Below are 14,688 nucleotides of genomic sequence, written 5' to 3'. Positions count from 1 at the left end.
CTCCGACAAATCTGGTTTCCACCGCAGTTTTATGCGGGACCCCAGACTCCAGAAAGGAAGGTCCGACGATGCGCGGCCTTAAGTTTTCTATCTCACCGTAGTCCAGTGTGTGTTCCGCACCTGGGTATAGAGGTCCGACAACGCCTTCGGCAGCGGTTTCACCTGGAAGTGGACCACGATCAGCAGGATCGCCACGCAGGCTAGGCCGGCGCCGGTCGCGCCCACCCGGATCATCCATCGCCGCCGCAGGGTCTCGGGCGTGACGATCTCGGGGATGATGGTGAGCACCGGCGTTTCGGTGATCTGGTGCAGTTCGTCCCGGCTGCGGATGCTGCCGTCCAGGATGTCCAACAGGAGCACCAGCCCCACGCCGAGCCCCAGCCCACCTATCAGACCCGCTGCAACGTAGCGGAGCCGTTTTGGATAGAAGGGCTTCTCCGGCAGGTTGGCCGGATCGAGGATCTTGAACTGCTCGCCTTTCTGCTTGCGCTCCAGGTTCTCGGAGAGGTCGGCCTGGAGCTTTTTGTTGATCAAGCTTTCGAGCACGCGCTTCAGGTTGTCGTAGTCCTCGGAAAGCTGCTGGAGCTGGAGCTGCCGGGCCGGGGCCGCGGCGATCCGGGCCTGGTACTTCTCGATCTGGCGCTGAATCTCCTGGTTCTCTGCGGTGATCCGAGCGATCTCCGCGTCCACCCGGGCCAGCTCCGCCTTCAAGCGCTCGTAGGCCGGCGGGTACTGGGGCTTGGGCGGCTCGGGGGGGATCTCCTCCTCCTCCTGGGCCACCTCCGGCTCCTGAGCCGCGGTTGCGGCCTCCTGCTCGGCCCGCTGCTTTTCCGCCTCCTGGCGCTTCTTCTCCAGCTCGGTCATCTCGGCCTGCTCCTGCTCCTCCAGACGAGCCAGGATGGCCTTCTGGGCGACCACGTCCGGGTGCTTCTCGGTGTAGCGGAGCAACAGAGCCTCGATCTTGCTCTGGACCTTCTGCTTCTCCTTGCGGATCGCCCGGAGCCGGCTCTCGTCGATCTGGATCCCGCCTCCGCCCTCCCCATCCTCCAGTTGAGTCTGGAAAAGGGCCTCGAGTTGTTTCGAGATACTTAGATCCGGCCCTTGCGCCATCCCCGCACCGCCCACGGCCCGCTCCTCCACCCTCCGCTCGATCTCGGCGATCTGCTGCTGGATCTGGATCTTCCGGGACTCGGCCGCGTTCAGGTTGTCGTTGTTGATCTGGAGCTGGTTCTGGAGCTGGTTCAGCCGGGCCCGGTTCGAAGCGAGCTGCTCGGGCAGCTCGTTCATGTGCTTCTGTTTGAACTCGTAGATCAGCTTCTCCCTCTCGCGGATCTTCGAACGGTAGCGTTGGATCTCGTCCTCCAGGAACTGGGTGGTGCCGATGGCCTGCTGCTCCCGGACCTTCAGGTTCTCCTCGATGAACAGGCTAGCCAGCTTGTTGGTCACCAGCATGGCAAGCCGCGGGTTCGCGTCGATGTACGAGAGCTGAAAGGCGTCGTTCCGGTGCACCTGCAGGTTGATGCGCGAGCGCATCATCTCGATGATCTCTTCGGGGGTCTTCTGTTTGCGCTCGCGCTCGAACAGGTTGAACTCCTGGATGATCTGCTCCAGCCGGGTGCGGCTGAAGATCTGCTGGCTGATCGTCTGGAGCCTGTCGCGGATGCTGGCCGTGACCGTGCTCGGGATGAACTTGGTGGGCACCTTCTGGGGCTGCACCAGGATCAGGGTGGTGGACTTGTACCGGTCGGGCAGCTGCATGGCGTACCAGGCGGCCACGGCCGGGAACACGATGGCAGGGAGCAGGATCAGCCACTTGTGCTTCCACAGGAGGCGAAGGTATCGGAAGATGTCGAAGGGGGTGTTGGGAATGGGGGATTGCATGGGCTCTTTTCCGTAAATCGTAAATCGTGAATCGTAAATGGTAAATCGTGAATCGTAAATCGTGAATGGTTGAACCGACGGGGTCGGCGGTGAATCTCAGGGCTTTACTTTCGGTGCTCCAACGAGCGCCGGAGAGCGGTGATCATGCGCCCCACACGGGCCGCTTTTCGAGAACCTTTGTCGCCTCTTCTCGGTCTATGAGCCCCAGGTATGCGCTGCAAAGTTCCAACTGGGTGTCCAGTTCTGCGAGCGAGCCCTGAGCAACCGACAGGAAATGGGCGAACTCCCTCACGGTACCTCTTGCCGCCCCTTCCGCGATGTTGCTTGGCACCGAAACCGCCACGCGCCGCAACTGCGTGGCCATGCTAAACCGTTCGTCCGGCGGCAGACTCTCGCAAAGGACATAGACCTCCTTGCACAGCTCCAGGGCCACTTTCCACGCGTCCAATTTCTTGTGTGGGCGATCGAGGTGCATGAGCCCCAGCCTTTTGCCGGCCACCCTCTGGGCGCCGCCGTTTACCGGGAGGCGTGTTTTGCAAGAGAGATGCCAAGGCGTGGGGAAGGAGAGGAAGAGAAGGGATTGCAGCGCCGGTATGAGCTTGGGCGACGCAGGGACCCGGGCGCTCCCGCCATTTACCTATTTACGAATACCGCTCTTGGCCCGGCCCGACGGATACGAAGGGAACTTTTTTTCCTACACTGTGACATCGAGTGCCTTGGGAAGGCGAAGAGGGAAACGGGGTACACACCCCTCCGGGTCACTGCTCCGGAAGACCGTAGCGTGCCCGGATGATGCACCGTGTCCGGACACTGGGTCCTGATCTCGTTCGCCATTACATCCCTCTCACCCAGTTCGTCGCGGTGGTCGTGACAGGGTGTCGGGACCGGGAGATCTTCCAGCTCTTCTTCCACGCGGACCAGGGCGCGACGAGGCGTCTCGGCCGCGCACCGGTACCCGATGTCCCAGTCAGAATGTTCCGATGCCCCTCCGGTGGCCCGGGAGCCGAACAGAAACACGTCGGCGTCCACCCCCTCGAACGCGCGGAGCACCAACGACCCCACGTCCTAACGTCCCAACGTCTTCCCATACACCTCCCGATAAATCTCGCCGTTTCGTTTCCAGGTGCGCTCGGCCGTGACCCAGCGGCGGCCGTTCTCCCGGAGGCGGTTCGCCAGATCCGGGCTCCGGGCCAGGGCCAGGATCCGGTCGGCCAGGGCCGCCGGGTCCCCCGCCGGGAACAGGAGCCCGGTCTCCCCGTCCCGCACGAGCTCCTTGTGGCCGCCCACGTCGCTCGCGATGACGGGGGTGTTCAGGGCCATGGCCTCCAGGGGTTTGAGGGGAGTGACCAGTTCGGTGAGCCGGATCGACTTTCGGGGCAGCACCAGGGCGTCGCAGGCCGCGTAGGCGGCCGGCACCTCGGCGTGGGGGATGCGGCCGGCGAACACCACCCGGTCGGCCACGCCCAGGTCTTGGGCCAAGGCACGGAGCCGCTCGTCCTCCTGACCGCCGCCGATCAGCAGCGCGCGGGGCGCGCGTGAATCGTGAATCGTGAATCGTGAATCGTTGTCACCCCTTCCTTCCTTCAGGTAGGCCAGGGCGTGGAGGAGGAGGTCGAGGCCTTCGTAGTGGTAGAACGAGCCGATGAACCCGATCACGAAGTCGGCCTCCCCCACCCCCCAGCGGGCCCTCAGGGCGGGGTCGCGGGGCACGGGCCGGAGCTCCTCGGGGTCCACAGCGTTGGGCACCACGGTAATCTTTTCCGAGGGGATGCCCCGCGACACCAGGTCGGATCGCAACCCCTCGCAGATGGTCACCACTGCGTCGGCCCGGCGGCAGGCCCGGGTCTCGAGGGCCCGGGTGAGCCGGTACCGTAGCCCCCACTCCCGGTGGGTGCCATGGTCCACGGCCGCGTCCTCCCAGAAGGCCCGGATCTCGTACACAACCGGAACGCGCCGTTCCCTTCCGATCCGAAGCGCTGGAAACGCGTTCAGCACCGGGCTGTGGGCGTGGATCACGGCGGGAGACTCCTCCCGGGCGACTTCTCGCACCTTGGTCTGGCTCCGGGCCATCAGCCGGATCTCAGCCCAGACCGGCACCCGCCCGGAGACCGGTCCGGATCGGTGGTAGGCGATTCCGTCGAACTCTTCCTTTGGCCGCCACTCCCCGCTCCAAGCCGCCTCGTGTTTCGGGGACGTCACGGCCACCGGACGGAGACCCTGCCGCAATTGGCACAACAGGATGTTCCGGCTCCGGAAGGTGTAGCCGCTGTGGAGGGGAAGGCTGTGGTCGAGGAGATGTATGATCTTCATTGGGACCGTGAATCGTAAATCGTGAATGGTGAATGGTTGAGCCGACGGGGTCGGCGGTGAATCTCAGGGCTTTACTTTCGGTGCTCCAACGAGCGACGAAGAGCGGTGATCATGCGCCCCACACGGGCTGCTTTCTCAAGAACTTTTGCCGCCTCTTCCCGGTCTATGAGCCCCAGGTATGCGCTGCAAAGCTCCAACTGGGAGTCCAGTTCCGCGAGCGATCCCTGGGCAACCGACAAAAAATGAGCAAACTCTTTGGAGGTGCCCCTTGCCGCCCCTTCCGCGATGTTGCTCGGCACCGACACCGCCGCGCGCTTCATCTGCGCCCCGAGCCCGTACCTTTCCTCCCGGGGCAATCGCTGACAAAGCGCGTAGACCTCCCGGCACAACTCCATCGATAGATTCCATGCATCCAGCCTCTTGTGCGGTCGATCCGCCGCCATCTCTGCCACCCCCCATCCCACGATTCACGATTTACGATTCACGATTCACGACTTACGATTCACGGCCTTTCGCATCCACATTTCAAGCACCAAGAACACCCACAGGTTGCCGCCGGCGTAGGAGGGGCTGTCGCCGTAGAGGCCCTGGTGGAGCTCTTCGAGGAACTCGGGGCGGATCCAGTCGCGGATGTGGGCGCTGGGGGTGAGCAAGGCGTCGCGCACGAGGGCGTTCAGCTGGGGGTGGCGGGCGAACCAGGGCCCCACCGGCAGCCCGAATCCGTGCTTCGTTTTCTCGATGATCTCCCGGGGGAGGAACCCGTCCATGGCCCGTTTGAAGACGTAGCGGTTCCGCCCCGGTCTGACCTTGAGCTCCGGGGGGATGGTGGCCGTGAAGTCCACCAGGTCCCGGTCCAGGAGGGGGTAGCGCACCCGCACCCCGGCCGCCTCGGTCATCTGGGTGACCTTGCGCAGGTCGTTGTCGGTGATGGTGAACTTCATGTCCAGGTAGAGCAGCCGGTCCGTGTCGTGGGCCGGGGCGGCCGCGGCATAGTGGCGCCGGGCCAGGCGCAGGAAGCTCTCCGGATCCACCTGGTCCAGGAACTCCGGCCGGAACACCCGGGCCGCCCCTTCTTCGTACAGCAGGTTGTACGAGTAGAACCGATCGGGGTTCGGGATGTTGGCCCGCCGGATGTACCGCTGGGCCTTGTACACCACCCCCCGGCCGGGAAGCGCCCGGACCAGGGGCTCGATCACCCCCTTTCGGAGGGGCCCGGGAATCCGGCGGTACCGCTCGAACACCAGATTCGTGACGTAGCGCTCGTTTCCGCCGAAGATCTCGTCGCCGCCGTCGCCGGCCAGCAGCACCTCCACCCCGTGCTCCCGGGCGAAGCGGGCGCAGTAGTAGGTGGGGATCACCGAGGAGTTGCCGAACGGCTCGTCGTACACGGAGGGCAGGTGCTCCAGGAGCTCCAGCACCTGGGCCGGGGTCACGAACGCGTCGTGCTGCTCGGTGCCGAAGTGGCGGGCCGCGGTGTGGGCGTAGTCGAGCTCGTTGTACCCGGGCTCGTCGAACCCGATCGAGAAGGTGCGGGCCGGCCGGCCCGCGAGCCGGGTGTAGTACCCCGCCACCGAGCTCGAGTCGGTACCGCCCGACAGGAAGCAGCCCGTGCGGTCCGGATCGGAGAGCGGCACGAACCGGCCCACCGCCCTCCGCACCTCCAGGGGGATGGCGCGGCGCCAGTACCCCTCGTCCACGCTCCGGTCGGGCCGGTACCGGATGTCGTAGTACCGCCCCACCTTCCAACCCTCGGGAGTCCATCGGATCCAGTGGCCCGGCTCGAGCTTGCGCACCCCCCGGTAGACGGTGTGGGGCGAGGGGATCGCGGAGAAGAAGAGGTACTGGTAGATCGCGTCGGGGTCGAGGGCGCGATCCACGTCGGGGTGGAGCAGCACGTGGCGGATGCGGGAGCCGACCACCAGCCCCTCCGGCACCTCGGCATACACCACGGGCCGGATGCCGTAGGGGTCGGTGGCCGCGAACAAGGTGCGCGCCTGGGGGTCCCATACGGCAAAGGCGAACGCCCCCCTCAGCCGGTCCGCCATGCCCACGCCCCACGCCCGGTACGCCCGGGCCAGGAGCTCGCCGGCAGCCGGTGACTCGCCCCCACCAAGCCCCAACTCCTGCCGGAGTGCCCTCTCGTTCGTGAGATCCAGATCGTGGGCCACGAGCAGGCCTTCTCCCTCCCACATACCCTGCCCCGGGAACTCTGCCCAGACCGCTCCCCCCACCCCGTCGGACCGGCACTCCCGATCCGGCGCCGGCCCGGTGCCGGGGGGAATCCGAGCATCGGCCCCCGCAACGACGACGAAACCACCCACTGGAACGCGAAACGGCATGAATTCGTGTCTCCCTCGAGAACGGCAACGGCTACGGGATGCCCCGGACGATGCGGGGGCCGATCCAGGTCGTGAGGGCCAGGGGAAGGCGCTTCCACGCCTCGATGGCCTTGCGGTACTTGGGATTCGTCGGGTTCAGGTCCGGCAGGGCCTGGGCCCGCACCAGGTGGAACCGGTATGGGAGCGGCTCGGGCTCGAACCCGAAGTGCCGCTTGAAGTGGTAGGGCCCCGTGTCGGCCTTGCTCCGACCGAAATCGAAGATTCGGTGGCCCCGCTCGATACTTTTCACCATGAGGTCATAGTAGAGGAAATTGTTGCCGCCCAGGGGCTGCGCCTCGGGCGTCGCGCCGCTGTAGTACGGCAACACCTCGTCTCGGAAGTAGAGGTTCAGCACCGCGGCCACGGGCCGCTTTTCGGGCGTTCGAACCACCAGGATGTCGGCCCGTTCCCCGAACGCCGCGAGGAGGTTCTGGATCAGGGTCTTCGGAAAGGCCGGGGTGCCCAGTTTTCGCAGGTTCAGCGCGAAAAGCCGGTAGAACTCGTCCACCATCCGGGCCCCACGCCCCAGCTCCCCCACGAGTCCGGCCTTGATGCCCAACCGCACCATCCGCCGCGTCTTCCGCGGGATCTGCCCCAGAACCTCCTCGGGCGAGCCGGGAAGCGGCTTTCGGAACGTCACGTAGAGATCCTTTCGAGTGCCGCCCCGATCGGTGCGGTCCACCCGATCTCGAAGCTCGAGGTAGTCCACCCCCAGGGACTCAGCCAAACCGACCGCCGCGTCCTCCAGGGCCCGGGCTGCGTCTTCGTCGTCTGCCAGGACCCCGCCGTACACGGCGAACGCCACGGACACCAGCATCGAGCCGAACAGCAGGGAACGCACGTGGAAGAGGGGCAGCACGCCCACCATCACGCCCCCCCTGCGCGCCGTCAGGTATCTGGCCTCGTGACCGAAGGTCTGCTCGATGGCGTCCCGCCACGCGGTGAGGTGGTATGGGCTGCCCAAGGGATGGCGCTCCACGTACGCGTTCCATTCCGGCTCCTCCCCCGTTCGCAGGTATGAGACGATAAGCCCGCTCTCGGTCATGCTCGTGTCTCCCTGGGCGAGTTCCCGGTGAGCAAAACCTCCAGAGGCTCCAAGCACCGATCCCACCGGTACACCTCCTCCACACGCTCCCGGGCGCGCCGACCCAACTCAAAGCGAAGCTCTGGATCTCTCAGCAACGCAACCACCTCATTCGCAAACCCCTCTGGACGCAACTCGCATACCCGGAGGTGTACCCCGGGCGAAGCGTCGATACCCTCGTGGGCCTGGGGGCTTGCCACCACCGGCTTCCCCATGGCCATGGCTTCGAGCACCTTGTTCTGCACGCCCCGGGCGATGCGGATGGGAGCAACGGACACCTGGGCCCCGGCGACAAAGGGCCGAACGTCTTCGACACGTCCGGTCACCTCCACCCCCGGGAGTTTGGCCAGTTCCTGCACGGCTGGCGCCGGACTCGAGCCCACGATCACGAACCGCGCATCTGACACCTCGCCACGAACGAGCGGCAACACCCGGTTTGCGAACCAGACCACCGCGTCCACGTTGGGGTAGTAGTCCATGGCGCCGCAAAAGGCGATCTCGGAACCGCCTAGGGCAGCCTCGGCGTCCCCTTCGGCAACCGCCCCGGGCCGGAAATACTCGAGATCCACGCCGTTGGCCAGCGCCTCTACCCGCGCCTCCGGGCCGACCCTTCCCCGAAACAGCTCCGCCTCGGCCGGAGAGACCAGGGTCACGACGTCGAACGCCCGCGCCACGGCGAGTTCGTAGCGGGAAAGGAGGATCGACTCCAGCCGGTAGACGACCTTCCACGGCCAGGGGTTCCAGCGGGCGTACTGGGCCCATTTGTCCGAGTCCACGTCCACGAGGTCCATGACGAGCCGCGGGCTCCGCGGCTCGTCGCTGAAAGGCTGGAACGCCGGAAGGCTGGGAGGCTGACCCGGGGGTCCAACCCTGGTGGAGCGGCGTTGGGGCCTTCCGGCGACCGGACCTCCGAGCCGCTCGGACAGCCGCAGGATTTTCGAGCGGAACACGTACTCGGCCGTGGCACCCGAGTAACAGAACACCGCCCTGATCGGGCGTTGCTCCAGGATCTGGTCCACCCTTCGCTGCAGGACTCTACGGTGAAAATAGGGAACGGACAGCGGACGCCGGAGAAACGGAGCCGCGAGGCACCGAAACTTCTGGTACCGCGCATCCACGACCTCGCAGAACACCGATGCGCACCAGCGCTTCAAGGCGCCCCAGGACTCAGCATCCTCCGGCCGGTCCGCGAGGGCAACCAGGTGAACCTTCCATCCCTTTCCGGCGAGATGCCGGATCTGATGGAACGCCCGGATCTTCTCTCCCTTGTCCGGGGGATACGGAACCCGGTGGGCTATGAACAGAAGGTTCTTGGTCAAACCGATTCCTTTGCTCGGCGTCGTGCGCGGTGAAACGTGTGGACGGGACCACTGCCGCAGGTCGTTCGTCGGAGGTCGTTTGTCGTGTGCACTGCCGTTGTGAACTACCGTGAATCGTAAATCGTGAATCGTTGGAACTGCCGCGGGTCGTGAGGGGCGAAGCCCCACGACCAACGATCAACGACCAACGACCTGCGACTCACCATTCACCATTCACCATTCACGATTCACGACTTACGGCCCCATCCGTCCCAACGTCCACACGGTTTCGCTCCGATTCCCGTACGGGTCCAGGAGCTCGATCTTCCACGGGCCCCGGTCCACGGCGTCGGTCCGGAGCAGGCTGACGTAAGGCCGGGCCTCGAAGGTCTGGCACACGGCGGTCTGGTCGCCGGCCGTGAGCCGCATCTGGGCCACCTCGGGGCCCCGGGTCTGGTCCAGGTCCACGGCGACCCACAGGGCCTTTTTGCCCTCCTCGGTCAGGTATCGGTAGGTGCGCACCCCGCCTGAAGCGATCGAGGGAGGCCGGGTGTCCGGTTCGGGCTCCGAGGGCAGGCGGTACAGCGGATCGCCCACGAACGTGGTGATCCACTCCAGGTGCATCTGGTTGGCCAGCAGGGCCTCGCCCACGGTGTACCCCCGGAGCAGGAGCGGGTAGAGGATCTCGTCGTCCCACCAGCTCTTGTCGTGGATGTGGGGGGCGCCGTTATACACCCGAGCCGCGCCAACGGTGACCGTCACCCCACGGGCCAGAGCCCGCACCATAGCCGCAGTCCTGCGGTTCCAACCGTTGTTCGAGATCACCGTGCCCTGGACTCCTCCGGGCAGGTACACGTCGGTCTGATTCCAGAAGCCAGACCCCGGTCTGAGGGTAAAAAGAGCGAGGCGCTGGCTGCTCGTATAGCGATAGTAAACATGCCTGTAGCCTCGGGCCCACAAAAGAACGCCAGCCCGATTGCGGTCAACGCTTCCCACCCGCTCCTCATTTTTCGACAAAGTAACCCCCGACAATACCCCCATCGCCGGCCCCGCGTACCGGATAGCGTAGACCGCCCGGTCGATCAGGCCCCGGGCCTCCAGGGGGGTGGTGCCGTCCACCCGCATGGCGAAGTAGAGGTGCCGGCCCGGGAACCGGGCCCGGTTCTGGGGGGTGAACCGCAGGGGGTCTGGGAGCGCGTCCAGGCTCCCCTTGTCCTTCTTGTACGCCAGGGGGTGGAGGAACGGGTTGACCCGCTTGCCGTACAGGGGCCAGGCCTGGGGGGCCCGGAACAGGTACGCCGTGAACGGGTTTCGGCCGTTGAACCGGTGGGGCCGGGGCACGAACCCCAGGGCCCCCTCCACGTCGTAGTAGAGGAGCTGGAGACGCTGCTCCAAGGACACGGCCGGGCCGTGGTCCCCCCGGCTCGCGGTGACCCCCCGGGCGATGCCGTAGGTGGCCGCGGCCGTCTTGGGAAGGCCGTAGCACACCACCAGGAACAGCACGTGGTCCTTGAGCAGGGTGCCGTCGGGCCGCGCGTTGGCCGGGTCCTCCAGGAACCGGCGCACCGGCTCGGCCACGTCCTCCTCGAAGTTCCGGTCGTCGGGCACGCCGTCGGCGCCGGTGCGGCTGCACGACACGTCGAGGATGTCGGCGTACCGGGCCGTCCAGGTGTGCACCTTGTCCGTGGTGTCCTCGATGGAGGCCTCGGCCGTGAGCGGGCCCGTGAGGAACGACCGGCCGTTCAGGCGCACGTTCCACTTGCCCTCCTCCTGCACCGACACCCGCTTCGGAAACCGGCTCCGGCCCCGGTCCACCACCACGACCGGGTCACCCTTCTCCGGCCAAAGCACCACCCGCAGCGTGTCGAACCGCCACCCCGCCTCGGTCTTCGGCAGCACCAGCTCCACCAGCCGGCTGTCCCGCACCTCGCCCGCGGGCGCGGCCGCCCTCCCCTCGCCCCGCAGCACCACCCCGGCCCCGTTGTCCCGGCTCTCCTCCACCAGGTGGGGCCCGTTCAGGTGGCCCATGCGATGCCGGCACCGCAGGCCCAGCAGGTACGGCCGCTCGCCGGTGGCGGGGTCGGTGTGCCGGGCCACGTAGAGCTCGGCGATCTCCCGGGAGTCGGGCCCCGGGTCGGTGAGGGGCGCGTCGCCGGACCAGTCGGCGTTGTACAGGACCAGCACCTGGCTCGGCCGCACCCCCGCCCCGGCCGGCCCGGTCAGGACCAGCGACGCGGCGAACACGAGGAGAACCGACAGAAGTCTCAATCGAGCTCCATGCAACTTCCGTTGGGACGCTAGGACGCTGGGACGCTGGGAGGTTTGAAAACCTCCCGGATTCCCATACGTTCTAGTCTCTAGTCTCTAGTTTCTAGTCTCTAGCTCGCCCCGGACCAACGCAAGTGACCCTTCTCCGTTGTAGGGCCCCGCCGGGGCCGATGGGGGCTCCCAGGGAAGACGGGCGGAACACCGAGGGCCGTCGGGGATGCAAGAGGGGGGCCGGGGGATTCGTAAATCGTAAATCGTAAATCGTGAATCGTGAATCGTGAATCGTTCGGACGCTTCGCGTCCGCTGACCGGGCCTCCTGCCCGGGATCGCCTGCAGGAGCACGCTTCTACTTCCTAGCGTCCTGCCGTCCCAACGTCCAACTGCCCCACCCTAAGAACTTTTCTTCCCACCCTGTTACGCCATGTTCCACTCCGGCGGAGCCGAAAGCACCACCGTCAACCAACGCCGCTCTTTTGGTTGACGGCATGCCCTTCCCCGTGCTACCTACGGGCGTTCGCGCCGCCCGCGGGGCGGCGGTTCTTTCTGGGAGGCCACGGATGCGAGAGCGGATCGAGGCGCTGGAGCAGCGGATCTACGACGGGGGGCAGGTCACGGCCGAGGAGGCCGTGGAGCTCATGGAGCTCGAGGGGCCCGAGGTGTACGACCTGTTCCCCTCGGCCAACCGGGTCGCCCGGAGGTTCAAGGGGTACGACGTGGAGCTGTGCGGCATCGTGAACGCCAAGAGCGGCCGGTGCCCCGAGGACTGCGCCTTCTGCGCCCAGTCGGCCCATCACCGGACCGAGGCGCCGGTGTACGACCTGAAGAACCCCGACGAGATCGTGGCCGCGGCCCGGGAGGGGGCCGGCATCTGTGCGAACCGGTTCGGCATCGTGACCAGCGGCACGGCCGTGGGCGAGGGGCCCGAGCTCGACCGGGTGTGCGAGGCCGTGCGGCGCATCGCGGCCGAAGGGGAGGTGAGCCCCTGCGCGAGCCTGGGCATCCTGTCCGAGGAGGCCCTCCGGCGGCTGTGGGAGGCTGGCCTCCGGGGCTACCACCACAACCTGGAGACCGCCCGGAGCTTTTTCCCCGAGATCTGCACCACCCACGACTACGACGACGACGTGGAGACCGTGCGCACGGCCAAGCGCCTGGGGTTCATGACCTGCTCGGGCGGGATCTTCGGCATCGGCGAGAGCCGGGCCCAGAGGGTGGAGATGGCCCTGACCCTGCGGGAGCTTGAGGTGGACAGCGTGCCCCTGAACTTCCTGGTGCCGGTCCAGGGCACCCGCCTGGAGAGCATGCCCCCGCTGCCGCCCCTGGAGTGCCTCAAGATCGTGGCCGTGTACCGGTTCCTGCTGCCCAGGGCCACGATCAAGGTGTGCGCGGGCCGCGACCGCAACCTGGGGGACCTGGCCTCGTGGATCTTCTACGCCGGGGCCAACGGCATGATGGTGGGCCACTACCTCACCACGGCGGGCCGCCACCCCGACCAGGACCTGAAGATGGTGCGGGACCTGGGCTTCCGGCCGGTGGCCGAGGGGAGCGGGAGGGGCCTGTGATCCCGGCCTGGGTGCGGGACGAGCTGGAGGCCCTGCGGGCCTCCGACAGCTACCGCACGCTGCGCCCCCTGGAGGGCCCCTGCGGGGCCCGGGTCCGGGTGGGCGGCCGGGAGATGCTGTGCTTCTCGTCCAACGACTACCTGGGCCTGGCGGCCGACTCGCGGCTGGCCGAGGGCGCGGCCCGGGCGGCCCGCCGGTGGGGAGCCGGCGCGGGCGCGAGCCGGCTCATCACCGGCACCCTGGGCCTGCACGCGGCCTTGGAGCAGGACCTGGCCCGGCTCAAGGGGTGCGAGGCGGCGGTGCTGTTCAACTCGGGGTACCAGGCCAACCTGGGGGTGCTCACGGCCTTGGGCCGGGGCGGGGTGATCCTCTCGGACGAGCTCAACCACGCCTCCATCGTGGACGGCTGCCGGCTGGCCCGGGCCCGGGTGGAGGTGTACCGCCACGCCGACCCGGCCGACCTGGAGCGGCGCCTGCGGGCCCACGCCGGCACCAGCCGGAAGGTGGTGGTGACCGACGGCGTGTTCAGCATGGATGGGGACCTGGCCCCCCTGCCGGAGATCATGGAAGCGGCCCGGGAGCACGGCGCCATCGTGGTGGTGGACGATGCCCACGCCACCGGCGTGGTGGGCGGGGGCCAGGGCACGGCCCACCACTTCGGGATCCGGCCCGAGGGCCTGGTGGTCATGGGCACCCTGGGCAAAGCCCTGGGCGCGTTCGGCGCGTTCGTGGCCGGGCCGAAGGCCGTGCGGGATCTGCTGGTGAACCGGGCCCGCAGCCTCATCTACACCACCGCGATCCCGCCGCCGGTGCTGGGCGCGGCCGGAGCCGCCCTGGAGGTCCTGGGGACCGAGCCCGAGCGCGTCGAGCGCCTGGCGGCCAACACCCGGCGGCTGCGCCGGGGGCTCCAGGAGGCCGGGTTCGCGGTGCCCGACCTGCCCACCCCCATCGTGCCGGTGATCCTCGGCGGAAACCGGGCGGCCCTGGCCTGGAGCGAGCGGCTGTGGGAGAGGGGGTTCTGGGTGCACCCGATCCGGCCGCCCACCGTGCCGGAGGGCACCAGCCGGCTGCGGATCACGGTCAGCTCCGAGCACGACCCGGCCGACATCGACGCCCTCACGGAGGCCCTGGCCGACCTGCTCCGGTCCGACCCGGCCGCCCGCCAAGCCCCGGAGGCCCAGGCGTGAGCCCCTCGCGGGCCCGGGTGGTCGTGGTGGCCGGCACGGACACCGGCGTGGGCAAGACCCGGGTGGCCGCGGCCTTGGCCCAGGCCCTGCGGAACCGGGGCGCGCGGGTGGGGGTGTTCAAGCCGGCCGAGACCGGGTGCGAGGCCCCGGACCGGCCCGGTGACGCCCTGGCCCTGGTGCGGGCCTCCGGGTGCGCGGAGCCCCTGGACCGGATCTGCCCCTACCGATTCCGCGAGCCCCTGGCCCCGGCCGTGGCGGCCCGGAGGGAGGGCCGGGCCGTGGACCCGGCGGTGCTGGACCGGTGCATGGAGGCGCTGGCAGCGGCCCACGACTGGGTGATCGTGGAGGGGGCCGGCGGCCTGCTGGTGCCCCTGGCCGAGGGGGTGCTGTTCGCCGACTGGGTGGAGGCCCGGGGGCTGCCGGTGCTCCTGGTGGGCCGCCTGGGCCTGGGCACGATCAACCACACCCTGCTCTCGGCCCGGCACCTCCGGGACCGGGGCATCCCCCTGCTGGGCACCGTGCTCTCGGCCACCCAACCGCCCGTCACCGTGGCGGAGGAGACCAACCCCGACGTGCTGGCGGGCTACCCCGAGGCCCGGCTCCTGGGGGTGCTCCCCCACGGGGCCACGGAGCTGCCGGAACGGGTGCTAAGGAAAATCATGGGGAGGCTGGAGTACTGCCGTTCGTCGTAGGTCGAAAACTTCCGTAAATCGTGAATCGTC

Annotated in this window: 12 protein-coding genes; 3 read left to right on the top strand and 9 right to left on the bottom strand. The window is 67.7% G+C overall.

Annotated features, from left to right (window positions below; genetic code table 11):
- Positions 1-87: 87 nt before the first annotated feature.
- The 9 genes from DEFCA_RS19035 to DEFCA_RS0103210 form a co-directional block, all read right to left on the bottom strand.
- Positions 88-1,881, bottom strand: a complete 1,794-nt coding sequence (locus DEFCA_RS19035; protein ID WP_025321608.1) for an XrtA system polysaccharide chain length determinant — start codon at positions 1,879-1,881, stop codon at positions 88-90.
- Between the two features lie 142 nt (positions 1,882-2,023).
- Positions 2,024-2,356, bottom strand: coding sequence for a four helix bundle protein (locus tag DEFCA_RS0103240; RefSeq protein ID WP_025321607.1), 333 nt, complete (start codon positions 2,354-2,356; stop codon positions 2,024-2,026).
- A gap of 158 nt (positions 2,357-2,514) precedes the next feature.
- Positions 2,515-2,910, bottom strand: coding sequence for a nucleotidyltransferase family protein (locus tag DEFCA_RS24630; protein WP_407919184.1), 396 nt, complete (start codon positions 2,908-2,910; stop codon positions 2,515-2,517).
- Between the two features lie 36 nt (positions 2,911-2,946).
- Positions 2,947-4,191, bottom strand: coding sequence for a TIGR04063 family PEP-CTERM/XrtA system glycosyltransferase (locus DEFCA_RS0103235; protein WP_025321606.1), 1,245 nt, complete (start codon positions 4,189-4,191; stop codon positions 2,947-2,949).
- A gap of 71 nt (positions 4,192-4,262) precedes the next feature.
- Positions 4,263-4,634, bottom strand: a complete 372-nt coding sequence (locus tag DEFCA_RS0103230) for a four helix bundle protein (RefSeq protein WP_025321605.1) — start codon at positions 4,632-4,634, stop codon at positions 4,263-4,265.
- 45 nt (positions 4,635-4,679) lie between these two features.
- Positions 4,680-6,530: an asparagine synthetase B family protein gene (locus DEFCA_RS0103225; protein WP_084318724.1), complete on the bottom strand. Its 1,851-nt coding sequence runs from the start codon at positions 6,528-6,530 to the stop codon at positions 4,680-4,682.
- A 31-nt stretch (positions 6,531-6,561) separates the two neighbouring features.
- Positions 6,562-7,614: a FemAB family XrtA/PEP-CTERM system-associated protein gene (locus DEFCA_RS0103220; RefSeq protein WP_025321603.1), complete on the bottom strand. Its 1,053-nt coding sequence runs from the start codon at positions 7,612-7,614 to the stop codon at positions 6,562-6,564.
- Entirely contained in the window at positions 7,611-8,972 is a 1,362-nt protein-coding gene (locus DEFCA_RS22865) for a TIGR03087 family PEP-CTERM/XrtA system glycosyltransferase (protein WP_035802869.1), read from the bottom strand. The genes DEFCA_RS0103220 and DEFCA_RS22865 overlap by 4 nt, the downstream gene beginning before the upstream one ends.
- A 234-nt stretch (positions 8,973-9,206) precedes the next feature.
- Positions 9,207-11,219: a hypothetical protein gene (locus tag DEFCA_RS0103210; RefSeq protein WP_025321601.1), complete on the bottom strand. Its 2,013-nt coding sequence runs from the start codon at positions 11,217-11,219 to the stop codon at positions 9,207-9,209.
- Positions 11,220-11,777: 558 nt separating this feature from the next.
- On the opposite strand from DEFCA_RS0103210, the gene bioB reads away from it, so the two are divergent.
- From bioB to bioD, 3 genes are read left to right on the top strand one after another with little or no spacing between them, the layout of a single operon-like run.
- Positions 11,778-12,779, top strand: a complete 1,002-nt coding sequence (gene bioB / locus DEFCA_RS0103205; RefSeq protein WP_025321600.1) for a biotin synthase BioB — start codon at positions 11,778-11,780, stop codon at positions 12,777-12,779.
- Complete coding sequence (bioF, locus tag DEFCA_RS0103200; protein ID WP_029733478.1) at positions 12,779-13,966, top strand: 8-amino-7-oxononanoate synthase; 1,188 nt, start codon at positions 12,779-12,781, stop codon at positions 13,964-13,966. The genes bioB and bioF overlap by 1 nt, the downstream gene beginning before the upstream one ends.
- On the top strand, positions 13,963-14,658 hold the full coding sequence (gene bioD, locus DEFCA_RS0103195) for a dethiobiotin synthase (protein WP_025321598.1): 696 nt from the start codon (positions 13,963-13,965) through the stop codon (positions 14,656-14,658). Before bioF ends, bioD begins: the two co-directional genes overlap by 4 nt.
- The last annotated feature ends 30 nt before the right edge of the window (positions 14,659-14,688 follow it).

The sequence above is a fragment of the Deferrisoma camini S3R1 genome, assembly GCF_000526155.1.
GTDB lineage: Bacteria > Desulfobacterota > Deferrisomatia > Deferrisomatales > Deferrisomataceae > Deferrisoma > Deferrisoma camini.
Note: the sequence above shows the minus strand (reverse complement) of the source record. Positions and strands in the feature narration are given on the sequence as shown.

What these genes read in the sequence shown, in the direction of transcription:
- DEFCA_RS0103230 (WP_025321605.1), bottom strand. Translation starts at nt 4,634, where the DNA reads ATGGCGGCGGATCGACCGCACAAGAGGCTGGATGCATGGAATCTATCG.
- DEFCA_RS0103220 (WP_025321603.1), bottom strand. Translation starts at nt 7,614, where the DNA reads ATGACCGAGAGCGGGCTTATCGTCTCATACCTGCGAACGGGGGAGGAG.
- DEFCA_RS0103225 (WP_084318724.1), bottom strand. Translation starts at nt 6,530, where the DNA reads ATGCCGTTTCGCGTTCCAGTGGGTGGTTTCGTCGTCGTTGCGGGGGCC.
- DEFCA_RS19035 (WP_025321608.1), bottom strand. Translation starts at nt 1,881, where the DNA reads ATGCAATCCCCCATTCCCAACACCCCCTTCGACATCTTCCGATACCTT.
- DEFCA_RS0103235 (WP_025321606.1), bottom strand. Translation starts at nt 4,191, where the DNA reads ATGAAGATCATACATCTCCTCGACCACAGCCTTCCCCTCCACAGCGGC.
- bioB (WP_025321600.1), top strand. Translation starts at nt 11,778, where the DNA reads ATGCGAGAGCGGATCGAGGCGCTGGAGCAGCGGATCTACGACGGGGGG.
- DEFCA_RS0103240 (WP_025321607.1), bottom strand. Translation starts at nt 2,356, where the DNA reads ATGCACCTCGATCGCCCACACAAGAAATTGGACGCGTGGAAAGTGGCC.